The organism is Kitasatospora sp. NPDC097643 (assembly GCF_040302625.1).
GTDB lineage: Bacteria > Actinomycetota > Actinomycetes > Streptomycetales > Streptomycetaceae > Kitasatospora.
In genome coordinates, this window is the sequence record NZ_JBEOSA010000084.1 from 12,089 (window position 1) to 35,762 (window position 23,674).

21 protein-coding genes are annotated in these 23,674 nt (G+C 73.6%); 15 read left to right on the top strand and 6 right to left on the bottom strand.

Annotated features, from left to right (window positions below; all coding sequences use genetic code 11):
• Positions 1 to 32: 32 nt before the first annotated feature.
• The 3 genes from ABTY15_RS35355 to ABTY15_RS35365 all read left to right on the top strand — a co-directional run bounded on the left by ABTY15_RS35355 (position 33) and on the right by ABTY15_RS35365 (position 3,626).
• Positions 33 to 2,705 (top strand): collagenase, encoded by a 2,673-nt coding sequence (locus ABTY15_RS35355; protein WP_350604988.1) that lies wholly within the window; start codon positions 33 to 35, stop codon positions 2,703 to 2,705.
• Positions 2,706 to 2,970: 265 nt separating this feature from the next.
• On the top strand, positions 2,971 to 3,207 hold the full coding sequence (locus ABTY15_RS35360; RefSeq protein ID WP_350604990.1) for a toxin-antitoxin system HicB family antitoxin: 237 nt from the start codon (positions 2,971 to 2,973) through the stop codon (positions 3,205 to 3,207).
• Positions 3,204 to 3,626, top strand: coding sequence for a fic family toxin-antitoxin system, toxin component (locus ABTY15_RS35365; protein WP_350604992.1), 423 nt, complete (start codon positions 3,204 to 3,206; stop codon positions 3,624 to 3,626). The genes ABTY15_RS35360 and ABTY15_RS35365 overlap by 4 nt, the downstream gene beginning before the upstream one ends.
• 70 nt (positions 3,627 to 3,696) lie before the next feature.
• Here ABTY15_RS35365 and ABTY15_RS35370 read toward each other — a convergent pair whose 3' ends face one another.
• Positions 3,697 to 4,575: a GNAT family N-acetyltransferase gene (locus ABTY15_RS35370; protein ID WP_350604994.1), complete on the bottom strand. Its 879-nt coding sequence runs from the start codon at positions 4,573 to 4,575 to the stop codon at positions 3,697 to 3,699.
• Positions 4,576 to 4,865: 290 nt separating this feature from the next.
• Here ABTY15_RS35370 and ABTY15_RS35375 point away from each other — a divergent pair, with 290 nt between their 5' ends.
• The 6 genes from ABTY15_RS35375 to ABTY15_RS35400 all read left to right on the top strand — a co-directional run bounded on the left by ABTY15_RS35375 (position 4,866) and on the right by ABTY15_RS35400 (position 10,407).
• Positions 4,866 to 5,879, top strand: a complete 1,014-nt coding sequence (locus ABTY15_RS35375) for an ATP-grasp domain-containing protein (RefSeq protein ID WP_350604996.1) — start codon at positions 4,866 to 4,868, stop codon at positions 5,877 to 5,879.
• The gene (locus ABTY15_RS35380; protein ID WP_350604999.1) at positions 5,876 to 6,658 is read left to right on the top strand and encodes an ATP-grasp domain-containing protein; all 783 of its coding nucleotides are present in this window, start codon (positions 5,876 to 5,878) and stop codon (positions 6,656 to 6,658) included. Before ABTY15_RS35375 ends, ABTY15_RS35380 begins: the two co-directional genes overlap by 4 nt.
• 77 nt (positions 6,659 to 6,735) lie before the next feature.
• Positions 6,736 to 7,584 (top strand): putative RNA methyltransferase, encoded by an 849-nt coding sequence (locus ABTY15_RS35385; protein WP_350605000.1) that lies wholly within the window; start codon positions 6,736 to 6,738, stop codon positions 7,582 to 7,584.
• A gap of 277 nt (positions 7,585 to 7,861) precedes the next feature.
• Positions 7,862 to 9,229, top strand: a complete 1,368-nt coding sequence (locus ABTY15_RS35390) for an AAA family ATPase (protein WP_350605003.1) — start codon at positions 7,862 to 7,864, stop codon at positions 9,227 to 9,229.
• A complete protein-coding gene (locus ABTY15_RS35395; RefSeq protein WP_350605006.1) occupies positions 9,226 to 9,624 on the top strand; it encodes a nucleotide pyrophosphohydrolase in 399 nt (132 codons plus the stop codon). The genes ABTY15_RS35390 and ABTY15_RS35395 overlap by 4 nt, the downstream gene beginning before the upstream one ends.
• Positions 9,625 to 9,783: 159 nt before the next feature.
• On the top strand, positions 9,784 to 10,407 hold the full coding sequence (locus ABTY15_RS35400; protein WP_350605008.1) for a DUF6099 family protein: 624 nt from the start codon (positions 9,784 to 9,786) through the stop codon (positions 10,405 to 10,407).
• On the opposite strand, the gene ABTY15_RS35405 is transcribed toward ABTY15_RS35400, so the two are convergent.
• On the bottom strand, positions 10,353 to 10,571 hold the full coding sequence (locus ABTY15_RS35405; protein ID WP_350605010.1) for a hypothetical protein: 219 nt from the start codon (positions 10,569 to 10,571) through the stop codon (positions 10,353 to 10,355). The genes ABTY15_RS35400 and ABTY15_RS35405 overlap by 55 nt on opposite strands.
• Positions 10,572 to 11,141: 570 nt before the next feature.
• Positions 11,142 to 12,131, bottom strand: coding sequence for a 2,3,4,5-tetrahydropyridine-2,6-dicarboxylate N-succinyltransferase (gene dapD, locus ABTY15_RS35410; protein WP_350605012.1), 990 nt, complete (start codon positions 12,129 to 12,131; stop codon positions 11,142 to 11,144).
• Positions 12,132 to 12,272: 141 nt separating this feature from the next.
• Between dapD and ABTY15_RS35415 the strand changes: the two genes are divergently transcribed.
• The 3 genes from ABTY15_RS35415 to argF all read left to right on the top strand — a co-directional run bounded on the left by ABTY15_RS35415 (position 12,273) and on the right by argF (position 17,752).
• Positions 12,273 to 13,856, top strand: a complete 1,584-nt coding sequence (locus tag ABTY15_RS35415) for a 3' terminal RNA ribose 2'-O-methyltransferase Hen1 (protein WP_350605014.1) — start codon at positions 12,273 to 12,275, stop codon at positions 13,854 to 13,856.
• 122 nt (positions 13,857 to 13,978) lie between these two features.
• On the top strand, positions 13,979 to 16,609 hold the full coding sequence (locus ABTY15_RS35420; RefSeq protein ID WP_350605030.1) for a polynucleotide kinase-phosphatase: 2,631 nt from the start codon (positions 13,979 to 13,981) through the stop codon (positions 16,607 to 16,609).
• Between the two features lie 141 nt (positions 16,610 to 16,750).
• Entirely contained in the window at positions 16,751 to 17,752 is a 1,002-nt protein-coding gene (gene argF, locus ABTY15_RS35425; RefSeq protein WP_350605015.1) for an ornithine carbamoyltransferase, read from the top strand.
• A gap of 49 nt (positions 17,753 to 17,801) precedes the next feature.
• Here argF and ABTY15_RS35430 read toward each other — a convergent pair whose 3' ends face one another.
• From ABTY15_RS35430 to ABTY15_RS35440, 3 genes are all read right to left on the bottom strand, one after another.
• Positions 17,802 to 18,371 (bottom strand): superoxide dismutase family protein, encoded by a 570-nt coding sequence (locus ABTY15_RS35430; protein WP_350605018.1) that lies wholly within the window; start codon positions 18,369 to 18,371, stop codon positions 17,802 to 17,804.
• 102 nt (positions 18,372 to 18,473) lie between these two features.
• Entirely contained in the window at positions 18,474 to 18,878 is a 405-nt protein-coding gene (locus ABTY15_RS35435; RefSeq protein ID WP_350605020.1) for a type II toxin-antitoxin system VapC family toxin, read from the bottom strand.
• Positions 18,879 to 18,966: 88 nt separating this feature from the next.
• The gene (locus tag ABTY15_RS35440) at positions 18,967 to 19,314 is read right to left on the bottom strand and encodes a hypothetical protein (RefSeq protein WP_350605022.1); all 348 of its coding nucleotides are present in this window, start codon (positions 19,312 to 19,314) and stop codon (positions 18,967 to 18,969) included.
• A 29-nt stretch (positions 19,315 to 19,343) separates the two neighbouring features.
• Between ABTY15_RS35440 and ABTY15_RS35445 the strand changes: the two genes are divergently transcribed.
• The 3 genes from ABTY15_RS35445 (at position 19,344) to acnA (ending at position 23,427) form a co-directional block, all read left to right on the top strand.
• The gene (locus ABTY15_RS35445; protein ID WP_350605024.1) at positions 19,344 to 20,411 is read left to right on the top strand and encodes a hypothetical protein; all 1,068 of its coding nucleotides are present in this window, start codon (positions 19,344 to 19,346) and stop codon (positions 20,409 to 20,411) included.
• Entirely contained in the window at positions 20,408 to 20,566 is a 159-nt protein-coding gene (locus tag ABTY15_RS35450; protein ID WP_350605025.1) for a hypothetical protein, read from the top strand. Before ABTY15_RS35445 ends, ABTY15_RS35450 begins: the two co-directional genes overlap by 4 nt.
• 215 nt (positions 20,567 to 20,781) lie before the next feature.
• Positions 20,782 to 23,427 carry an aconitate hydratase AcnA gene (acnA, locus tag ABTY15_RS35455; protein ID WP_350605028.1) on the top strand — a complete coding sequence of 882 codons (2,646 nt, stop codon included), beginning with the start codon at positions 20,782 to 20,784 and terminating at the stop codon, positions 23,425 to 23,427.
• Positions 23,428 to 23,674: the final 247 nt, after the last annotated feature.

The following is a 23,674-nucleotide window of genomic DNA, read 5'->3' on the forward strand; positions in this document are numbered from 1 at the left end:
GCCGGCTCCCCCCACAGGAGAAGGACTCCGCAGTGCGCCTTCGCATACCCCTCCCCACCCTCATGGCCGGCGTCGTCGCCGGCTGTGCCACCGCGGCCACGCTGCTGCCCGTACCGGCGCTGGCCGCGTCCGGTCCGGCCGCCGCACCGTCGGCCGCCACGGCCACCACCACGTCCACCGCCGGCCGGTCGGCCGCGGGTGCCCCGACGTCGGCCGGCGAGGCCCAGGCCGCGCCCAAGCCGCTGGGTGCCTTCCTCCAGGCCGACCCGGTGGCCGCGGAGACCCCCGCCCCGGTCGCGGCCCCGCTGCCGCCGGCCCTGCTCGGCCAGGCCGTGATGGGCCAGCCGACCGGTACGGCGGTGCAGCTCGCGCCCCGCCCGGGCGCGCCGAAGGCCGTCGGTGCCGCCGGTGCCGCCGGTCCGGTGGGCTCGGCCAAGGCCGCGCCCGCTGCGCCGGCCGCCGCGCCCGCCGCTGTCGCCGGACAGAGCTGTACCCCGGCCGACTTCGGCAGCCGCAGTGGCGCCGACCTGGTCGCGTTCGTCAAGGGCTCGACCGTGGACTGCGTCAACACGCTGTTCAACGTCACCGGAGCCGACGCGGGCCGAATCTTCAAGGAACCGCAGATGCTGACGGTGACCAAGGCCTTCCAGGACCAGGCGGGCGGCTACACCGGCGACAACTCGGCCGGAATCCTGCAACTGGTGCTCTTCCAGCGGGCCGGCTGGTACGTCCAGTCCAACAACGCGGACGCGGTCGGCCCCTACGACGCCGCGCTCGGCAACGCCGCCAAGGCAGCCCTCGACGCCTTCTTCGCGGGCCAGCGCTGGACGGACGTCACCGACGCCAACGGCGCTGTGCTCAGCGAGGTGGTGGTGCTCACCGACAGCGCCAACCTCCAGGGCTCCTACCTGGGCGTCTACAAGCAGCTGCTGAACAGCTACAACAACTCGTACAACGCGTTCCCGAAGATGCTCAAGGCGGTCAACTCCGTGCTGGCCACACCGCTGTGGCGGGGCAACTGGAACCCGGACTTCGTCAGCGCCGTCAGCGCCGACCCGAGCATCGCCACCACCATCGGCAGCTTCGCGATCGGCCACAAGGACCTGCTCAGCGGCCCGAACGCCTACCTCGACACCAACGCGGGCAACGCCATCGGCCGGATGGCCGGCGACGGCGGCGCCGTCGAGACCGCCGCCAAGCCCCAGGTGAAGGCGGTGCTCGACGCCAGCCAGATCACCGGCGTCACCGGCCCGCTGTACGTGCACACCGCCTACCAGGCCAACGCCTTCGACGGCGGGCAGTGCTCGTACTACGGCACCTGTGACCTGCCGGCCAAGCTGACCGCGGCCGTGCTGCCCAACCAGCTGGTCTGCGACAACCGCACCATCCTGACCCAGGCGCTGTCGCCCGCCGACCTGGCCGCCGTCTGCACCAGCCTGCGCGGCGAGGACGCCTTCTTCCACAACCTGGTCAAGGACAACGGCCCGATCCCCGGCCAGTACGACAAGACCCTCACCCTCGCGGTCTTCGCCAGCCAGGCCGACTACAAGACCTACTCGTGGGCGATCTTCCGGAACTCCACCGACAACGGCGGCCAGACCGTCATGGACCCGACCGACCCCAACAACCAGGCCGTCTGCGTGATGTACCAGAAGTCCTGGAACGACGGCTTCACCGCCAACGTGTGGAACCTCAACCACGAGTACACGCACTACCTCGACGGCATCTACGACATGAAGGGCAACTTCAGCACCTCGATCTCCGTCCCGGACATCTGGTGGATCGAGGGCGTCGCCGAGTACGAGTCCTACGCCTACCGCGGCACCACCGACACCCAGGCGATGTCGGAGGCGGCCAAGCACACGTACAAGCTCAGCACCGTCTTCCAGAACACGTACGGCAACTCGGACACGGTGCGCACCTACCCGTGGGGCTACCTGGCCGTCCGGTACATGTTCGAGAAGCACCCGGCCGTCATCCAGGCCATGCTGGGGCACTTCCGCACCGGTGACTTCCAGGGCGGCTACGCGGTCTACAACGGCCTCGGCACCTCCTACGACGCGGACTTCGACAGCTGGCTCGACGCCTGCGCCGGCGGCGCCTGCTACGCGACCGGCCCGACCGCGCTGTTCGGCCTGACCGTCGACGGCGCCACCGTCAGCCTGACCGACAAGTCCGTCGAGACCGGCACCACCGACCGGATCACCGGGTGGCACTGGACCTTCGGCGACGGCACCTCGTCCGACCAGCAGAACCCGACCCACACCTACGCCGCCGCGGGCACCTACACCGTCGCGCTGACCGTCACCGACAGCGCCGGCCGGACCGCCAGCACCCCGGCCTCGGCCACCGTCACCAGCGCCCCGGTCACCCTGCCCACCTGCACCGACCCGCGCACCGACGCGCTGGGCCAGAACTGCTCCCGGCCCAACGTGTCCGCGACCGCGGGCAACCTGGCCTACTTCTACGTCTACCTGCCGGCGGGCACCAGCACCCTGAAGATCAGCTCCACCGGCGGCACCGGCACCGCGTACCTGTACTACAACGCGGACGGCTGGGCCTCGCCGAACGCCTTCAGCGCCTCGTCCACGGCTGCGGGCACCGGCCAGAGCATCACCGTCAGCAACCCGACGGCCGGGTACCGGTACGTCAGCCTGTACGGGAAGACCGACTTCAGCGGGGTGACGGTCAGCACCCAGTTCTGATCGGTCCCTGGCTCCGGTCCTGAACCTGTTCCTGTTCCTGGTCTTGACCTTGGCCTCGGCCCTGGAACCGGCCCTGGAACCGGCCCTGGAACCGGCCCGGACGGTCACCCCCGCGGCACCCGCCGTGGGGGTGGCCGTGTTTCCGGGGGTTTCCGGCGGGTGGTCGGGGGGAGTGTGAAAGGGCGCGCGGGGTGGCGGTGCGAGGCGTGCGGGGTGGGTGCGCGCGCCCTTGTTGTGCTAGCACTTCAGCGCTAGCTTGAAAAGCATGGGTAAGAAGCAGCTGAACGTCCGCGTGGACGCCACGACCGCGGAAATGGCCCGGGAACGGGCGGAGCAGCAGGGGATCAGCATGAACCAGTACATCGAGCGCCTGGTCCAGCAGGACATGGGCGAGGCCGGGCGGGCCTTCGTCGACGCCGCCGCCCAGTTCATGAAGGAGTACGAGACGGCCTTCCTGGCCGAGTTCGGGGAGCCGGGCGAGCTCCAGGACGTGCGCCGTTGAAACTGGAGGTCGACCTCTCGTGGCTGCTCATGACGGCCGAGCAGTACACGCCCGGTGACCCGCAGGTCACCGACTACGGCTCGCTGCTCGCGGCCGTCACCCGGCACCAGGCCGAGATCTTCGACATCGCCGTCTACCCCGAACCGCAGGACCGTGCCGCCGCCCTGATGCACCAGCTGATCCGGGTGCCGGCCCTGGAGAAGACCAACGAGCTCTACGCGACCGCCGTCGCCTACGCCTACCTCGTCGCCAGCGGCTGCACCGTCGCCACCACCGCCCGTGAGGTGCGCAGCCTCGCCCGGGCCATCCGCGAGGGGCGGCTCGGGGTGTCCGGGGTCGCCGAGCGGCTGGCGGCGTGGGTGGTGGACGAGGCCGAGGGGGAGGGCGTCAACCGGGGGGACGACGAGGACGACGACTGATCGTCCTCGGCCGTCCCCCTGCGGGTGGTGGCCTGGCGCCGGGGTGGGGGTCAGGCCTGGGCGCTCGGGATCAGGCCTGGGCGTTCGGCGCGTCCGGGGCGGGCTCGGCGATCAGGGCGGTCGCGAACGGGCGGAATCCCGCCCGGCGGTAGATCCGGGCCACGTCCTCGTCGGCGGCGGACAGGAAGACCGTCCGCACGCCGTTGGCCCGGGCGTGCGCGACCAGGGCCGCGGTGACCGCCAGGCCCAGCCCGCGCCGCCGCGCGACCGGCAGCGTGCCGACCCCGGCCACCTCGGTGACCGGGCCCACCGGGTTGTGCTGGCCCGAGCACAGCGGTGCGCCGTCCTCCAGGGCGGTGGCCAGCACGGTGGTGCCGTCGGTGATCCGCCGCGCGATCCGCTCCGGCGTGCCGTCCGCGGTCAACTTCTCGACGGTATCGGCGACTTCGGCCGCACCGGCGGCGCCCACCCCGGTACCCGGGGCGCCGAACGCCACGTGCGGGACGGCGATCGCGGCCGCCAGCTCCGGCGCGTCCGCGGCCAGCACCCGGACCGCCAGGCGCTCCGGCAGCGCGGGCGGTGCGGGCGGTTCGTCCTGCGGGGCCAGGACCAGCAGCGGGTGCTCGTGCACCCACAGTCCGGCCGCCTCGACCGCGGCGCGCAGCTCCGGGTTCTGCTCGGCCACCCACTCGAAGGCCTCCGGGGCGCCCAGCTCCCGCTGCCGGTCCAGCACCCGGCGGACGTCCTCGACGGTGGCGGCCGGGCCGTCGTGGCCGAGCGTGGGGCGGGCGTAGTACGGCCAGCCCGCGCCCTCGCGGACGAACAGGGTCAGCGGGCCGAAGTCCTCGGCGCGGGCGGCGCCGCGCGGTACCGCGTCGTAATAGCGCTCGATCTCGTCGAGCAGCGGGCGGTCGGCGGGGTGCGCGGGATCATGATCAACAGATGTCACGGCGTGCCATCCAAGCAGGGGCGGCGCCGGGCCGCCACCGCTTTGCGGGTGTGTCCCGGCGGGGGGCCGGTCGTGGTTCGGTGGCGGGGGTCCGGTCGTGTCTCCCGTCTTCCGGCGGGTTTCCACGGGGAGGTGTACATGTCGGGCGCCCGATTGTTGCCGAACGCTTACAGGCTCGCGGCGATCTTGCCCGGAGAGCCCGTGGCATGCTGATCCCTTTACGGCTCTAGCTCTGCCGCACCCGGACGGCGGACGTCCGCACACGGCGAGGCAAGGGGGAAGACAGGCCCATGAGGCTCTGCTTTCTGGTGGAGGAGCACTACCGGCACGACGGCATGCCGCTGGACGTGGCGCGCCAGCTCACCGCGTGGGGGCACCACGTCGACGTGCTGCGCCCCGGGGACTCGCTGATCGCGATCTCCGAGGCGGTCCGGGCCGGCAGCCACGACGCCTGGGTACTCAAGACCGTCTCCGGCGGGCCCGGGCTCACCCTGCTGGACGCGGCCGCCGCCGTCGGCCTCACCACCGTCAACGACGTGCGGTCCATCCGCGGCGTCCGGGACAAGGCGCTCGCCTCCGTCATCGCCCGCACCCGCGGCCTGCCCGTCCCCGTCACCTACGCCGCCGCCCGCTGGGAACGGCTCGCCGAGATCCCGGCCTCCGAGTACCCGCTCGTGGTCAAGCCGGCCGACGGCAGCTCCGGCCGGGCCGTCCGGCTGGTGCCCAGCCCCGACCACCTGCTCGACCTCGGGCCGGAACTGGCCGGCGAGGGGCTGCTGATCGCGCAGCCCTACGTGCCCAACTCCGGCACCGACCTCAAGGTGTACTGCGTCGACGGCGAACTGTTCGCGACGGAACGTTCCTCCCCGCTCCACCCCGGTCAGGGCGTCCGCGAGCGGCAGGTGCCGCTGGCCGGCGAGGTCGCGCGGATCGCGGCCCAGGTGGGCGAGGTGTTCGGGCTCGACCTGTACGGCGTCGACGTGCTGCTCGGGCCGGACGGGCCGGTCGTCGTGGACGTCAACGACTTCCCGAGCTTCCGCCAGGTGCCCGACGCCGTCGCCCGGGTCGCCCAGGCGGTGCTGCGGCTCGCGCGCAGCGGGACGGCCGTCTCGGCGCCCGCGCCCGCCCTGGTGCCGGCCGGCGGGGCGTCGTACGGTCAACTGGACTTCAGCGCAGCTGAGTTCGGCGGTTCGGGCTTCGGTGGTGCGGAGTTCGGCGGGTCCGACTTCGGCGGCGCCGAGTTCGGCGGGGCGGAGTTCGACGGCGCCGGCCTCGGTGGGGCCGAGTTCGGCGGGGCGATATGAGGGTCGGCCTGATCACCGCCGACCCGGGCCACCCGGTGCTGGCGGCGACCGCCGAACTGCTGGCGCGTCGGCACACGGTGGAGAGCCTCGACCCGGCGACCGCGGACGGATCCGGTCCGCTCGCCGACGTCTACCTGCTCAAGGCCCGCACGCCACGGGCCCTCGCGCTCGCCCGCACACTGGAGGAACGCGGCGCCCCCGTCGTCAACTCGGCCGCGGCGACCGAACTCTGCCAGGACCGGGTGCGGATGGCCGACCTCGCCCGCGCCGCCGGACTGCCCTTCGCGGCGACCGGCGCCGTCGGCCGCCTCGCCGAACTGGACCATCCCGCCTACCCGTTCGTCGTCAAGAGCCGGCACAGCCGGCGCCACGACCTGGTCGCGCGGGTCGACGACGCGGACCGGCTGCGCGAACTCGCCGCGCGCTGGCCCGACGAGACCGTCGTCACCCAGCCCTTCGTCGACGGGACCGGCTGGGACCAGAAGCTGTGGGTGATCGACGGGCAGGTCTTCGCCGCCCGCCGGCGCTCCGAACTCGCCTCCGCCACCGGGAAGTCGGGGCCCGTCGAGAGCTGGCAGCCGCCCGCCGACCGGGCCGCGCTGGCACTGCGCGTCGGCGAGGTCTTCGGGCTCGACGTCTACGGCGTCGACCTGCTCGACGGGGCCGCCGAGCCCGTCATCGTCGACGTCAACGCCTTCCCCGGGATCCGCGGACAGCACGGCGCGCCCGAGGCGCTCGCGGGCCTCGCGCTGCGTGTCGCGGTCGGGCCGGGTCGTTAGGCTGGCCGTCCGGGGACCGGCCGGCCGCGCGGCCGGCGCCGGGGATCCCCGGGCGAACGGCGAGAGAAGACGGAACGTTGTTGCAGGACATCGAGCGCCACCTGGCCTGCCCCCACTGCGCGCAGGCCCTCACCCGGCACGAGCGCACCCTGCGCTGCCCCGCCGGGCACAGCTTCGACCTCGCCAAACAGGGCTACGTCAGCCTCCTCGCCGGGGACGCCCACACCGGCACCGGCGACACCGCCGAGATGGTCGCCGCCCGGGCGGACTTCCTCGCCGCCGGGCACTACCGGCCCATCGCCGACGCCCTCGCCGAGGCGGCGGCCGCCGCGGTCGCCTCCGCGCCCGGTGACCCGGACGGGCTGGTCGCGGACCTCGGCGCCGGCACCGGCCACTACCTGGCCCACGTCCTCGACGCCCTGCCCGGACACCCCGGCGCCGCCCTGGACATCTCCAAGTACGCGCTGCGCCGCGCCGCCAAGGCCCACCCCCGGATCGGCGCCGTCGTCTGCGACGCCTGGCGCCCGCTGCCGCTGCGCGACGCCTGCGCCGACCTGATGCTCAACGTCTTCGCGCCGCGCAACGGGCCGGAGATCCGCCGCGTGCTGCGCCCCGGCGGCACCCTGCTGCTGGTCTCGCCCACCGCCCGCCACCTGCGCGAACTCGTCGCCGGGCTGGGGCTGCTGTCGGTCGACGAGGAGAAGCAGCGCCGGATCGACGAGAAGCTCGGGCCCTACCTGACGGCCGCCGGGCAGCGGGAGGTCGAGTTCACGCTGCGGCTCGGGGCGCAGGACGTGCGGACCGTCGTCGGCATGGGGCCCAGCGCCTGGCACACCGACCCGGAGCGGCTCGTGGCGGCGCTCGGCGCGCTGCCGGACCCGGTGGAGGTCACCGCCTCGGTGACGGTGGCCACGTACCGGCGCTGAGCGGCGCTTCGCCGGGGCGGGGCCGGGGCGGGGGTGGTGCGGCGTGGCGCCGGGCGGTGCGGGGGCCGTCGTTCGCTCGCAGGCGTCGACGTGCTGCGCGGCGCCGGGGCGGGGTGCCTGGGCGGAGTGCCGGTTCCACGTTGGGATGAATCTGCCGAGCAGGCACGTTTCTGCCGCCTGACCTGCGGCTAACGTCCGACGGGTGAACCGCGACGCCACCCGGCCCGCCGTGCCGGCCCACCCCCGACCGAGCGCCCCGGGGCCCGATCGGCCACCCGTGCCACGTTCCACCGTTCCCACCGTCGAGGAGCTCCGGCTCACCTCGTTCAAGTCCTACCGGCGCGCCGTCCTGCCGCTCGCGCCCCTCACCGTCCTGCACGGGCCGGCGGGCGTCGGCAAGTCCAACGCCCTCGACGCGCTCGCCGTCCTGTCCCGGCTCGCGCTCGGGGAGGAGATCGCCGACTCCCTCGACGGGATGCCCGGCCGCACCGGGCCGCTCGCCAAGCCCGTCCGCGGCGGCCTCGACGGGTGCGTCCCGCACGGGCGCAACGCGATCATCCTCGGCTGCACCGTCCGTTCCCCCCGGGGCCGGATCCGGCTCGACGTCGTCGTGCGCACCGACGGGCCGGTCCGGATCGCCCGCGAGTCGCTCACCCTCGACGGGCGCACCCTGGTCGAGACCGGCGAGCAGGACGTCCGCGGGCGGCGCGTCAACGTCTGCTGGCACAACGACACCCGCCAGGGTGACATCCGGGCGCCGTTCCCCAGCGGCACCATGATCACCGCGCAGTTGCCGCTGCGCGTCGCCGGCTCCTCGGCGGGCGAACGGCTCGTCCTCGGCGCCACCGAGCACCTGCTCACCGCGCTGCGCGAGGTCTTCCCCGTCCACCCCGTCCCCGCGCTCATGCGCGGTTGGGCCCGGCCCGACCCGCAGGCCCGGCTGCGCAGCAGCGCCGCCAACATCTCCGCCGTCATCGCCCGGCTCGGCAACGAGTGCGCCCGCCGCTACGGACAGCTGCTGCGCGTCGTCCAGTCCGCCGCCCCGCACCCGCTGCTCGGGCTCACCCTCGCCCACCGCGGCACCGGGCCCGACCAGCGGGTCCTCGCCGTCTTCGACGAGGGCGTGCTCGGGCGCACCGGCGCCGACCAGGCCTCCGACGGCATGCTGCGGCACCTCGCGTTCGCGGCCGTGCTGCTCACCGGGGCCGGGGTGCTCGACCTCGACGTGGCCGCCGAGGTGCCGTGGGCGCAGCGGCAGCTCACCGTGCTCGCCGAGGACATCGGCGCCGGGCTGTCCACCGAGCAGACCGCGTCACTGCTGCGGCTGGCTCGGGAGATGTCGGGGCGCAACCAGTTGCGGGTGCTCGCCGCCTTGCAGGAGCCGGCCGCGGCGCGCGAGGCGCTGGGTGGGGCTTGCGGGGGCGGTGGGACCGGCGGGCCCGGCAGTTCTGGCGCGTCCGGTGGCGCCGGTGGCTCCGCCGGGGTGGCGCTCGTCGAGTGCCGGCGCGATCCGGACTCCGGGCACACCGTGCTGTGGCCGGAGGCGGCCCGGGTGCCGGCCCAGTGCGGGCGCGAGGACCGGGACGGCGATGAGGGCGCGGGCGGGGAGGGTCCGGGCGCGGATGCGGTAGACCTGGACGGGTGAGCGAACGAGTGACGGGGCCCGGGGAACCGGCCGGGCCGACCCTGGAGAGCCTGCGGCAGCGGCTGGTGGACTTCGCGGCGGTCCGGCGGTGGGAGCCCTTCCACACGCCGAAGAACCTGGCGGCGGCGCTGAGCGTGGAGGCCGGCGAACTGCTGGAGATCTTCCAGTGGCTGACGCCCGAGCAGGCGGCCGCGGTGATGTCCGACCCGGACCGTGCGCACCGGGTGCGGGACGAGGTCGCGGACGTCCTCGCCTACCTGATGCAGTTCTGCACGGTGGTCGGGGTGGACCCGTTGGAGGCCCTCGCCGCCAAGATCGAGCGCAACGAACATCGCTTCCCGGTGCCGGGATCGTCGACGGACGTCAACCCGGACGTGGGCGACCAACCCGTGTGAGGGACGGGATTTATCCACAACCCCCGACTTGTCCACAGGCTCGGAGAAGCCGGATGCGCACCCACCGCTCCCCGACGCACGCTTTCGCCGTGACCACCCGGCCGCCCCTGGTGGCGGTCCTGGTCCCCACGGCGACGACGAGCGAAAGGAGTGGCGGCCATGGAGGCGCTGCGACTGATCAAGACCGCCCGGCACGCACTGGCCGAGGCCAGACACGTCCCGGACGTCCTGGCGGAGGCGCGGCAGGCCGCGCTGCTCACCGAGGCGGTGGGGGCCAGGCTGGCCGAGCTGGACGACGACGAGCTGACCGGTCTGGGTCAGCAGCTGTCCGAGGCCGGCGCGCACGCGGCGGTCTGCCTCGACCGGACCGACGTCCGGGCGGCCGTGCTGAGCAGTGGTCGGGTCGGGCGGCTCACCGAACTCGGCGATCTGGAACCGACGTTGGGCGCGTTGGACGGACTGCTGCGGGACGTCGGCGAGACGTTGGTGGTGCTGGCCTGCGGGGCTGACACCGAGAGCCTGTACTGGACGTGCATCGACGGCGTCGACGCGGTGTCGGAGTGCAAGGACCTGGCCGGGCGGCTGCGGGAGGCGGCCCGCCGGGCCGACGGGGAGGAGGCGGGCAGCGCGCTCGGGGGAGAGGAGGTCGGGCGGAGCTCGCCCTTACTCGTGGTGCGGCTCGGCCCGCCGGGTGAGGGCGGGCCGACGGGCGAGGAGGAGGCGCCGGACTACCGGGTGCCTGGGGCGGCCGGTGCGCCGGAGGTGTCCGTGCCGGTGGGATAGGCGGCCGGGGCGGCGCCCCGGGCGCCGGCGGACTGCAACTCGGCGAGATCCGCGGTCACCGAGGCGAGCAGTTCCTGCATCTGCTCCAACAGGCTCTTGGTCGAGCCCGCCGGGCTGCTCGGGAGCTGAGGCGTGGCTGATGCCTCGGACCAGGGTTCGGACATGACGGGACCTCTTCGGATCGGTAGTGCGGTGTGAAGCGGCCGACGGTGGCTCGGCCCGCGCAGCGGGGGTGTCTGATGCCTTGCCACCGAGGCACGCGCCCCTGCCGCACCAACCAACGAACCGTTCCGGCGGCCGGTCACCGCGTACCACCCGATGCGGTCCAACTCCGTTGGGCGGTAAGCCTCCCGGGTGAGCCGGGGTTGCCGCCGTCAACCACCCTGGGCTAGGCGGCGAAGCGTGGGCAGGAGGGACGGAGGGAGGGCAGAGCCCGTGCCGGCCAGTGGCACGGGCGTGCAGCCGCAGGGGCACCGGCTGCTCGGTGCTGGGCACGCCCAGCACCGAGCAAGCCACACAGAGGAGGGCGGGTTTGGGCGGCGGGGCAAGGGGCGCGAGGGAGGGGGAGGGGGGAGGGGCCCACGGGAGCAGCAAAAAAGGATCAAAGGGTTGGGCCCCGACGCCGCCAACGGCGGCGCCGGGGCCCAGAGGGAGCACCGATAAGGGGCCCGGATAGTGCGAGGGCCCGGCGCCGCTCGAGGGTGGCGCCGGGCCCGACGGGGGCTGCCCGGAGGTTAGTTGTGGGCGTGGAGGTCGGCGTTGAGGCCGCCCCAGGAGCCGGAGCGGGCGATGACCTCGACGGCGCCGGTCTGGGAGTTGCGGCGGAAGAGCAGGTTGTCCTGGCCGGACAGTTCGACGGCCTTGGCCACCGTGCCGTCCGGGGTGGTGACCCGGGTGCCGGCGGTGACGTAGAGGCCGGCCTCGACGACGCAGTCGCTGCCGAGGGAGATGCCGATGCCCGCGTTGGCGCCGAGCAGGCAGCGCTCGCCGACCGAGACGACCTGCTTGCCGCCGCCGGACAGGGTGCCCATGATCGAGGCGCCGCCGCCGATGTCGCTGTGGTCGCCGACCACGACGCCCGCGCTGATCCGGCCCTCGACCATGGAGGTGCCGAGGGTGCCGGCGTTGAAGTTGACGAAGCCCTCGTGCATCACGGTGGTGCCGACGGCCAGGTGGGCGCCGAGGCGGACCCGGTCGGCGTGGGCGATGCGGACCCCGGACGGCGCGACGTAGTCGGTCATCCGCGGGAACTTGTCGATCCCGTACACGGCGAGCTGCCCGCCCTGGGAGCGCACCGCGAGGCGGGCCTGCTCGACCTTGTCGACCGGGACGGGGCCGATGCTGGTCCACGCCACGTTGGCGAGCAGGCCGAAGATGCCGTCCAGGTTCTGGCCGTGCGGCTTGACCAGGCGGTGGCTGAGCAGGTGCAGCCGCAAGTAGGCGTCGTGCGCGTCGATCGGCTTCTCGTCGAGCGAGGCGATGGTGGTGCGCACGGCGACCACCTCGACGCCGCGGCGGGCGTCGGTGCGCAGGGCCTCGGCCGCACCGGCGCCGAGCTCGGCCTCGGCCTGCTCGGCGGTCAGGCGGACGGTGCCGGCCGGGCCGGGCTCGGCGGCCAGGACCGGGGCGGGGAACCAGGTGTCGAGGATGGTGCCGTCGGCCGCGATGGTGGCCAGACCTGCGGCGGTGGCGCCGTTCGGGAGGGGGGTGGATTCAGCAGTCACATCGTGCACGTTAACCAATGCGGGGGCCCGCTGCCGAACACGCCCACCGTGCGGACACGCCCGTCGAGGGCCCCTGGCGGGCGGCCCGGGCGCCGGAAAACCCGGTGCTCAGCGGCGTCGCGCTGGGCAATACTCGGGCGGGTGTTCATGTCGATCTCCACTACCGGCAGCGCCGAGAGCCCGGCCACCGATCTCGGGTTCCTGCTGCACAAACACCCGGGCAAGGTCCAGCGGTTCACCACCTCGCACGGCGAGGCGCACGTCTTCTACCCCGAGGCGGGGGACGAGGTCTGCACGGCGGCGGTGCTGCTGGACGTCGACCCGATCGCCCTGGTCCGCCGGGGCCGGGGCAAGGGTCGCGCCGGTTCGCCGGACTTCGCGCTTGCCCAGTACGTGAACGACCGCCCGTACGCCGCGTCCTCGCTGCTCGCGGTGGCGCTGCGGACGGTGTTCCGGTCCGCGATGAAGGGGGCCTGCCCGGCCCGGCCCGGGCTGGCGGACCGGCCGCGCCCGCTGCGGATCGCGCTGCCCGCCGTGCCCGCGAACGGCGCGGGCGAGGGCGGCGGCGTGGCGATGACGGCCCGGCTGTTCGAGCCGCTGGGCTGGCGGGTCGAGGCGGCCGCGATCCCGCTGGACGAGGCGTTCCCGGAGTGGGGCGACTCCCGGTACGTCCGGCTCGAGCTGGCCTCGGACTCGGTGCGGCTCGCCGACGCGCTCCAGCAGCTGTACGTGCTGCTGCCGGTGCTGGACGGCGCCAAGCACTACTGGGTGGCCCCGGACGAGGTGGACAAGCTGCTCGCGGCCGGTGAGGGCTGGCTGGCCACTCACCCGGAGCGCGGCCTGATCGCCCGCCGCTACCTGTCGCGGCGCTGGTCGCTGACCCGCGCGGCGATGGAGCGCCTGGAGCTGGCCCGGCTCGCCGAGGCGGACGACCGCGAGGTCGAGGAGATCGACAACGCGGTCGAGGACCAGCCCGAGGCGGCGGACACCGAAAACGGCGAGCAGCACGAGCAGGGCCACGGCCGGCCGGAGCAGCAGGACCAGGACCAGGACCAGGCCCCCAAGCCCCCGTCCCTGGCCGAGCAGCGCCGGGCCGCGATCCTCGCCGCCCTGCACGAGGCCGGCGCGGCCCGGGTCGCCGATCTGGGCTGTGGCCAGGGCGAGTTGATCGGCGCACTGCTGAAGGACGCCCGGTTCACCGAGATCCTCGGCGTGGACGTGTCGGTACGGGCGTTGCAGACGGCCAACCGCAAGCTGCGTCTGGAACGGCTGCCGGAGCGACAGGCGGCCCGGGTGCGGCTGGCGCAGGGCGCGCTGACGTACACGGACGCGCGGCTGAAGGGCTTCGACGCGGCGGTGCTGTGCGAGGTGATCGAGCACCTGGACCTGCCGCGGCTGCCCGCCCTGGAGTACGCGGTGTTCGGCGCGGCCCGTCCGGGGGCCGTGGTCGTCACCACGCCGAACGTCGAGTACAACGTCCGCTGGGAGAGCCTGCCGGCGGGCCGGGTGCGGCACGCCGACCACCGCTTCGAGTGGACCCGGGCGGAGTTCCGCGCCTGGGCCGAACGGGTGGCCACCGCGTACGGGTACTCGGTGGTGCTGCGCCCGGTCGGCCCGGAGGACCCGGAGGTCGGCGCGCCGACCCAGCTGGCCCTGTTCCGGGTCGCCGACCCAGCTGAAGCACCCATGCCCACCACCACGCCCGAAGGAGGCGAGCCCCGATGACCGACGCAGCGACCCCCACCACTCCCGAGCCGACCCCTGAGGCCGCCGAGACCCCCGAGCCGACCCCCGAGGCCGCCGGGGCTCCTGAGACCCCCAGGGCCGCCGAGACCCGCAAGGCCCCCATGGCCCCCGCGGCCGCCCCCCGCCGCCTCCCCGTCACCGACGTCTCCCTCGTCGTCCTGATCGGCACCAGCGGCGCCGGCAAGTCCACCTTCGCCCGCCGCCACTTCCTCCCCACCCAGGTGGTCTCGTCCGACTTCTGCCGCGGCCTGGTCGCCGACGACGAGAACGACCAGTCCGCCTCGGCCGAGGCCTTCGACGTGCTGCACTACATCGTCGGCAAGCGCCTCGCGGCCGGCCGCCTGACCGTGGTGGACGCCACCAACGTGCAGCCCGAGGCCCGCCGCCAGCTGGTCCGGATCGCCCGTGAGCACGACGTGCTGCCGATCGCGATCGTGCTGGACGTCCCGCCGGGCGTGTGCGCCGAGCGCAACCGCTCCCGCCCGGACCGCCAGCTGCCGGCCCACGTCGTCCCGCGCCAGAACCGCGAGCTGCGCCGCTCGCTCAAGGGCCTGGAGCGCGAGGGCTTCCGCAAGGTGCACGTGCTGCGCGGCGAGGCCGAGGTCGCGGCCGCCGAGGTCGTGCTGGAGAAGCGCTTCAACGACCTGCGCCACCTCACCGGCCCGTTCGACATCGTCGGCGACATCCACGGCTGCCGGTCCGAGCTGGAGACCCTGCTGTTCCGCCTCGGTTACTCGCTGACCCGGGACGCCGAGGGCCGCCTGGTGGACGCCGCCCACCCGGAAGGCCGTACCGCCGTGTTCGTCGGCGACCTGGTCGACCGCGGCCCGGACACGCCGGGCGTGCTGCGCCTGGTGATGGGCATGGTGGCGGCCGGGCACGCCATCTGCGTGCCGGGCAACCACGAGAACAAGCTGGGCCGGGCGCTGGACGGCCGGAAGGTCACCGTCTCGCACGGGCTCCAGGAGTCGCTGGACCAGCTGGCCGGGGAGTCCGAGGAGTTCCGGGCCGAGGTGCGGGCGTTCATGCGCGGCCTGGTCAGCCACTACCTGCTGGACGGCGGCGCGCTGGTGGTCTGCCACGCCGGTCTGCCGGAGCGGTACCACGGCCGCGCCTCCGGCCGGGTCCGCTCGCACGCGCTGTACGGGGACACCACCGGCGAGACCGACGAGTACGGCCTGCCGGTGCGCTACCCGTGGGCGGAGGAGTACCGGGGGCGGGCACTGGTGGTGTACGGCCACACGCCGGTGCCCACCGCGAGCTTCCTCAACAACACGATCTGCCTGGACACCGGTTGCGTGTTCGGCGGCAGCCTGACCGCGCTGCGGTACCCGGAGCGTGAGCTGGTGAGCGTCGAGGCCGAGCAGGAGTGGTACGCCCCGGTGCGCCCGATGATCACCGACGCGCCGGGCGCCCGCGAGGGCCGTCCGCTGGACCTCGCCGACGTGGCGGGCCGCCGGACGGTCGAGACGGCCCTGCACGGGCGGGTCGCCGTCCGGGAGGAGAACGCGGCGGCGGCGCTGGAGGTGATGAGCCGCTTCGCGCTGGACCCGCGGCTGCTCGCCTACCTGCCGCCGACGATGGCGCCGACCGCCACCTCCCGCCGGGACGGCTTCCTGGAGCACCCCGAGGAGGCGTTCGCCGGCTACCGCGCGGACGGTGTCCGCGAGGTGGTGTGCGAGGAGAAGCACATGGGCTCGCGCGCCGTGGTGCTGGTCGCCCGGGACGAGACGGCGCTGGAGCGGCGCTTCGGCCTGGCCGGCCCGGGCGCGATCTGGACCAGGACGGGCCGGGCGTTCCTCGCCGAGGACGCGCTGACCGCCGCTGTGCTGGACCGGGTACGGGCGGCCGCCGAGCGCTCGGGGCTCTTCGACGAGCTGGACACCGGCTGGCTGCTGCTGGACGCCGAGCTGATGCCCTGGTCGCTGAAGGCCGTCGAGCTGCTGCGCCGCCAGTACGCGGCGGTCGGCGCGGCGGCCGGCGCCGCCCTGCCGGAGGTGCTGGACGCGCTGGAGCGGGCGGCCGGGCGCGGGCTGGACCTGGCGGAGCTGACCGCCCGGCAGCGTCGGCGCGCGGCCGACGCGGGGGCGTTCACCGAGGCGTACCGGCGGTACTGCTGGCCGACCGAGGGGCTGTCGGGCATCCGGTTGGCGCCGTTCCAGGTGCTGGCCGCCGAGGGGGCGAACCTCGCGGTGCGCCCGCACGACGAGCACCTGGCCTGGATCGACGGGCTGGTGGACGCCGACGCCAAGAACGCGGATGCCAAGAACGCGGACGCCGAGAACGCCGACGCCGAGGAGCACGCGGAGCCGGTGCTGCACCGCACCGGCCGTCTCCTGGTGGACACCGCCGACGAGGCGTCGGTGGCGGCCGGGATCGCCTGGTGGGAGGGCCTGACGGCGGCCGGCGGCGAGGGCATGGTGGTCAAGCCGCTGGCCTCGGTGGTGCGGACGGCGCGCGGCGAGGGCCGGCCGGGCGGTCTGGTGCAGCCCGGCGTGAAGGTGCGCGGCCGGGAGTACCTGCGGATCATCTACGGTCCCGACTACACCGCGCACCTGGACCAGCTGCGGCAGCGCGCCCTGGGCCACAAGCGCTCGCTGGCGCTGCGCGAGTACGCGCTGGGCCTGGAGGCGCTGGACCGGTTGGCGGCGGGCGAGCCGCTGTGGCGGGTGCACGAGCCCGTGTTCGCGGTGCTCGCGCTGGAGTCGGAGCCGGTGGACCCGCGCCTGTAGGACGGCGGGCAGGAGGGGCGGGCCCACCACAGGGCCCGCCCCTTCTGCGCACCCGCACCTGCATAGAAATTCCTAGCATCGTATACACTTGCCGCTTCCCTTTCCTCCCGTCACCCGCACCCGTCACCCCAGGAGCCCGGCATGGCCTTCAACCTCCGGAACAGGCACTTCCTCAAGGAGCTCGACTTCACGCCCCAGGAGTTCCGCTTCCTGGTGGACCTCGCCGCCGGGCTCAAGGCGGCGAAGTACGCGGGCACCGAGCAGCCCCGGCTGCGCGGCAAGAACATCGCGCTGATCTTCGAGAAGACCTCCACCCGCACCCGCTGCGCCTTCGAGGTCGCCGCGCACGACCAGGGCGCCACCACCACCTACCTGGACCCGGCCGGCTCGCAGATCGGCCACAAGGAGTCCATCAAGGACACCGCCCGGGTGCTCGGCCGGATGTTCGACGGCATCGAGTACCGCGGCCACGGCCAGGAGGTCGTCGAGGAGCTGGCCGAGTACGCCGGTGTGCCGGTCTGGAACGGCCTGACCGACGAGTGGCACCCGACCCAGATGCTCGCAGACGTGCTCACCATCACCGAGCACACCACCAAGCCGCTCACCGGGGTCGCCCTCGCCTACCTCGGCGACGCCCGCTCCAACATGGGCAACTCGCTGCTGGTCACCGGCGCCCTGCTCGGCATGGACATCCGGATCGTCGCCCCGCGCGCCCTCTGGCCCGCCGAGGACGTCCAGAAGGCGGCCGAGGACCTGGCCGGGTCCACCGGCGCCCGGATCACCCTCACCGAGGACGTGGCCGAGGGCGTGGCCGGCGCGGACTTCCTCTACACCGACGTCTGGGTCTCGATGGGCGAGCCCAAGGAGGTCTGGGCCGAGCGGATCGAGCAGCTGCGGCCGTACCAGGTGTCGATGGACACCGTCCGGGCCACCGGCAATCCGGCCGTGAAGTTCCTGCACTGCCTGCCCGCCTTCCACGACCTCGGCACCGTGGTCGGGCGGCAGATGTACGAGGCGACCGGCATGAGCGAACTGGAGTGCACCGACGAGCTGTTCGAGTCGGCGCACTCCATCGTGTTCGACCAGGCGGAGAACCGCCTGCACACCATCAAGGCAGTGCTGGTCGCCACCCTCGGCTCCTGAGCACAGTCGGCCCTCGGCTCCTGAGCACCGCCGACCACCGACTCCGCGGTCACCCCGGCAGCCGGACGCAGGCCACCCGGTCGCCCGCCGCGTGCCGGTCGGCCGGGGTGCCCGCGTGCAGCACCAGCGACCGCGCCTCGCCCGGCCGCGGCTGCCAGCCCACCGCGGCCGAGGCGGTGCCGTCGCCGTGCCCGTCGGTGCGCAGCACCAGCCGCAGCTCGTTGCGCTCGTTGGCGTACGCGGGGTCGGTGGACGGCTGCACCGGGTCCGGGACGTGCTGGTAGTGCGGCCCGGACGCGGCCGGGTCGGCGCCGCAGTCGCGGGTGTGCAGGTGCGCCGGGAAGGCGTGCCCGGGGGCGAGCCCGGCCACCGTCACGGTGAACACGGTGTTCCCGGGCGTTGAGCGGTCGACCACGACCCGAGTGTGCGAGCCGTACGGGACGAGGTCGCTCGCGTAGCTGATCGCGGTGGGCGGGACGAAGGCCGTCGCCGGGTCGAAGTCGGCCTCGACGACGGACACCGGCGAAGCGGCGGACACCGGCGAGGCGGCGGACACCGGCGAGGCGGCGGGGGCGAGCAGGGTCAGCGGCAGCAGGGCGGCGGCGAACGGGGCGGACATCGGCGGGCCTCCACGGGCAGGGCGACGGACACCCTGCTCAACGCGGCCGGGCCGCCCCGGACACCCTCGAACGGTCACCCTCGAACGGTCACCCGAGAAAGCTCAGCCCGCCCGGTGGATCCCCCGGATCTCGCAGCGCGGCCCGCTGGCCCGCATCAGCCGCAGGTCGGCGGTGACCAGCGGCACCCCGTACTGCTCGGCGACCGCCACGTACGCGGCGTCGTCCGGCGTGAGGTTGTCCTTCAGCTCCCAGATCCGGCCGAGCAGCGGCGCCACCTCGACCTTGCGGACCGCCACCGCGGCGAGCTCCCGGGTGAGTTCGGCGACCCGGTCGGCGGTCAGCTCCTTGGCCAGGTAGAGGCCGCGCAGCGACTGCATCACCTCGACCAGGATGTGCTCGGGCGCCAACCACTCGCCGCCGGCGGCGAGTTCGGCCCGGGCGGTGGCGCCGCGCTCGCCCTCGTCGGCCAGCGCGAGCACCAGCGCGGATGCGTCCACCACGATCATTCGTCGGCCCCTGGTCCGTACGGCGTGTTCCAGCACGTCAACTCACCGGCCACGGTACCGACAACCCCCCTGCCCGGCACCGGCGGGTTCAGCCTGCCAGCACCATCCCGGCCAGCACGGAGGCCGCGTTGGCGGTTCCGGCCGCGGCCCAGGGCAGCGGGTGGCCCGGCCGCAGCCCGGTGAGCCGCCCGAGCAGTGCCGCCTCGACGGCCCAGACGCCCGCTTCGCCGAGCCCGAACGCGGTCCAGTACGCTGCGGCGGGCCCGGCGGAGAACTGCCGCAGGGACCACCAGAACAGCGGGTGCGTCGCCAGGTTGACCAGGACGGCGGCGGCCGCCGCGCGGGCCGGCCGGACGCCGGCGGCCCGGGTGAGGGCGGCGGTGTACACGGGCACCTCGACCAGCAGGGTGAGGGCGAGGGCAAGGGCGTAGGGCACGGCGGGGATCGTGCCACGGGGAGGGGACCATGGCCACCGAGGTGGTGCCGGCGGCGGCCGTCGGGCCCGGGCCGGTGCCGGGGGCGTGGCCCGCGCCGGGCCCGGGGGAGCGGCTGGGTGCCGCGCCGCTGGCGGGTTTCGCGCTCGCCTCGGTGCTGGCGCTGGCGGTGGCGCTGCGGGCGCCGACCGGCCTGGCGGTGCTGGGCCTGGCCGCCTTCGGGGTGCTGCACAACGTGCTGGAACTGCGCTACGTGGCGGGCCGCTTCGCCGTGGTGCTGGCGGGGCCGCTGCTGCGGCTGCTGCTGGTCCTGGTGTCCGGGATCGTGGTGTGCCGGCTGCTGCCGCCCTCGCCGGGCGCCCGGGCCGCGGAGATCCTGCTGGCGTACGGGCTGCTGGCGGCGGCCTGCCGGTACGGGCTGCGCGGCCGCCCGGTGCTGCTGGCGGGCGGCGCGGTGCTGCTGACGGCGGCGGGCGCGGCCTCGCTGGCGTTCCCCGCGTACCACTTCGTGGTGCTGGCGCATCTGCACAACGTGGTGCCGCTGCTGTTCCTGTGGGAGTGGTCGCGTCGGCTGGTGCGGGGGCGCGCGGTGTTCCTGGCGCTCCAGTGCGTCTGGGTGCTGGCGGTGCCGGCGCTGCTGCTGGCGGGCGCGCTGGACGGCTGGCTGCGGGCGGGCCCGGGCGGGTCCGGCGGCTGGACGGACCGGCTGGCGGTCGCCTACACCCCGCCGGCCTGGCTGACGCCGGGGGTGGGCCTGCGCTTCCTGGCGGTGTTCGCCTTCCTCCAGACGATGCACTACGTGGTGTGGGTCTGGTTCCTGCCCCGGTACGCGCCGGAGGCGGCGGAGGGCTTCGAGGCCCGGGTGCCGGCGCTGCGGGGCGGCCGGGCGTGGGCGCTGGGCGCGCTGGTGGGCGGTCTGCTGGCGGTGCTGTTCGCGGTGGACTACGCGCAGGGCCGCACGCTGTACGCGGCGGTGGCGAGCTACCACGCCTATCTGGAGTTCCCGGTGCTGCTGATGCTGGTCCTCGGCCTGGGGGCCGGGCGGCACCTCGTGACACCGACATCCCCGACACCCCCGACACACGAGGAGGAAGCATGACGACGAGGACTCTGCTGGCGGATGTGGCCCCGTCGCCGGTGGGCGGTTCCGGTGGTGAGACGGTGGTGGTACTGCTGATCGCCGCCGCACTGGTGGCGGGGGTGGTGTGGCTGATCCGGCTGGAGCGCCGCAGGCGCGGCCCGGACGACCACTGACCGGGCCGCCGAGGGCATGCCTGCGGTGGTGAAGACGGCGGCATGCACTATGGTTTATCTCGACATCGAGATAACTGCCCCTTACGATATATCTCGACATCAAGATACTTGCCGAGAGGCGCTCGCCGGCGATGCGGGCAAGGTCAGCCTAAGTAAGGCTGACCTTACCACCGCGGCGGCCGGATATCGCACGAAGCACCCAGAAGGAGTCAGTCGTGTCCGCGAACAGCTTCGACGCCCGCAGCTCGCTGCAGGTGGGCGACGAGTCGTACGAGATCTTCAAGCTCTCCGCCGTCGAGGGTTCCGAGCGGCTGCCCTACAGCCTCAAGGTGCTGCTGGAGAACCTGCTCCGCACGGAGGACGGCGCGAACATCACCGCCGACCACATCCGGGCCCTCGGCAACTGGGACGAGAACGCCCAGCCGAGCCAGGAGATCCAGTTCACCCCGGCCCGCGTGATCATGCAGGACTTCACCGGTGTGCCGTGCGTGGTCGACCTCGCCACCATGCGTGAGGCCGTCAAGGAGCTGGGCGGCGACCCGGCCAAGATCAACCCGCTGGCCCCGGCCGAGCTGGTCATCGACCACTCCGTCATCGCCGACAAGTTCGGCACCCCGGACGCCTTCGTCCAGAACGTCGAGATCGAGTACGGCCGCAACAAGGAGCGCTACCAGTTCCTGCGCTGGGGCCAGACCGCCTTCGACGAGTTCAAGGTCGTCCCGCCGGGCACCGGCATCGTCCACCAGGTGAACATCGAGCACCTGGCCCGCACCGTCATGGTCCGCGGCGGCCAGGCGTACCCGGACACCTGCGTCGGCACCGACTCGCACACCACCATGGTCAACGGCCTGGGCGTGCTGGGCTGGGGCGTCGGCGGCATCGAGGCCGAGGCGGCCATGCTGGGCCAGCCGGTCTCCATGCTGATCCCGCGCGTGGTCGGCTTCAAGCTGACCGGCGAGCTGCCGGCCGGCACCACCGCCACCGACCTGGTGCTCACCATCACCGAGATGCTGCGCAAGCACGGTGTGGTCGGCAAGTTCGTCGAGTTCTACGGCGACGGCATCGGCGCCATCCCGCTGGCCAACCGCGCCACCATCGGCAACATGTCGCCGGAGTTCGGCTCGACCTGCGCGATCTTCCCGATCGACGCCGAGACCATCAACTACCTCAAGCTCACCGGCCGCGACGAGCAGCAGCTCGCCCTGGTCGAGGCGTACGCCAAGGAGCAGGGCCTCTGGCACGACCCGTCGGTCGAGCCGGCCTACTCCGAGTACCTGGAGCTGGACGTCTCCACCGTCGTCCCGTCGATCTCCGGCCCGAAGCGCCCGCAGGACCGCGTGATCCTGGCCGAGGCCGCGTCGAAGTTCGCCGAGGCGCTGCCGACCTACTCGGCCGAGGCCTCGAAGCCGACCACCGTCACCGCCCCCGACGGCTCGGCGTACACCATCGACAACGGCGCGGTCGTGATCGCCTCGATCACCTCCTGCACCAACACCTCCAACCCCTCCGTCATGCTGGGCGCCGCCCTGCTGGCGAAGAAGGCCGTGGAGAAGGGCCTGACGGTCAAGCCCTGGGTCAAGACCACCCTGGCGCCCGGCTCCAAGGTCGTCATGGACTACTACGAGAAGGCCGGCCTGCTCCCGTACATGGAGAAGCTGGGCTTCAACCTGGTCGGCTACGGCTGCGTCACCTGCATCGGCAACTCGGGCCCGCTGCCCGAGGAGGTCTCGGCCGCCGTCAACGAGTCGGACCTCGCGGTCGTCTCGGTGCTCTCCGGCAACCGCAACTTCGAGGGCCGGATCAACCCCGACGTCAAGATGAACTACCTGGCCTCCCCGCCGCTGGTGGTCGCCTACGCCCTCGCCGGCAACATGAACGTCGACATCACCAAGGACGCCCTGGGCCAGGACGCCGACGGCAACGACGTCTTCCTCGCCGACATCTGGCCGTCCGAGCAGGAGGTCGCCGACACCGTCGCCGGCTCCATCGACGAGGCCATGTTCGACAAGGGCTACCAGGACGTCTTCGCCGGTGACCACCGCTGGCAGTCGCTCCCGGTCCCGACCGGCAACACCTTCGAGTGGGACGCCGAGTCCACCTACGTCCGCAAGCCCCCGTACTTCGAGGGCATGGCCAAGACCCCGAGCCCGGTGACCGACATCGCCGGCGCCCGCGTCCTGGCCAAGCTGGGCGACTCGGTCACCACCGACCACATCTCCCCGGCCGGCAACATCAAGCCCGGCACCCCGGCGGCGCAGTACCTGACCGCCAACGGCGTCGAGAAGCGTGACTTCAACTCCTACGGCTCGCGCCGTGGCAACCACGAGGTCATGATCCGCGGCACCTTCGCCAACATCCGTCTGCGCAACCAGATCGCGCCGGGCACCGAGGGCGGCTACACCCGCGACTTCACCCAGGCCGACGGCCCGGTGTCGTTCATCTACGACGCCTCGCAGAACTACCAGGCCGCCGGCACCCCGCTGGTCGTCCTGGCCGGCAAGGAGTACGGCTCCGGCTCGTCCCGCGACTGGGCCGCCAAGGGCACCGCGCTGCTGGGCGTCAAGGCCGTCATCGCCGAGTCCTACGAGCGCATCCACCGCTCGAACCTGATCGGCATGGGCGTCCTGCCGCTGCAGTTCCCGGAGGGCGAGAACGCCGACTCCCTCGGCCTGACCGGCGAGGAGACCTTCTCCATCACCGGCGTGACCGAGCTCAACGAGGGCCGCACCCCGAAGACCGTCAAGGTCGTCGCCGGTGACAAGGAGTTCGACGCGGTCGTCCGCATCGACACCCCCGGTGAGGCGGACTACTACCGCAACGGCGGCATCCTGCAGTACGTGCTGCGCTCGCTGATCGGCTGAGTCCCCGCACAGCGCCTCTAGGGAGGCCGGACCGCACCCGCGGTCCGGCCTCCTTCGCGTATCCGGCAGAAGGCCCGCTACGTCCGCCGGAACGACCTGGGCGGGGTGATGGTCTGGGCGCTGGACGGCGACGACGCCCGGGGCAGCGCGATCGCCGCCCTGGACCGCGGCTCGCGCCGGGGCTAGGACAAGGTCCGCCGGACAGGCCCTGGCGGCACACGCGAGGGGGCCCGCCGTGCGCACGCAC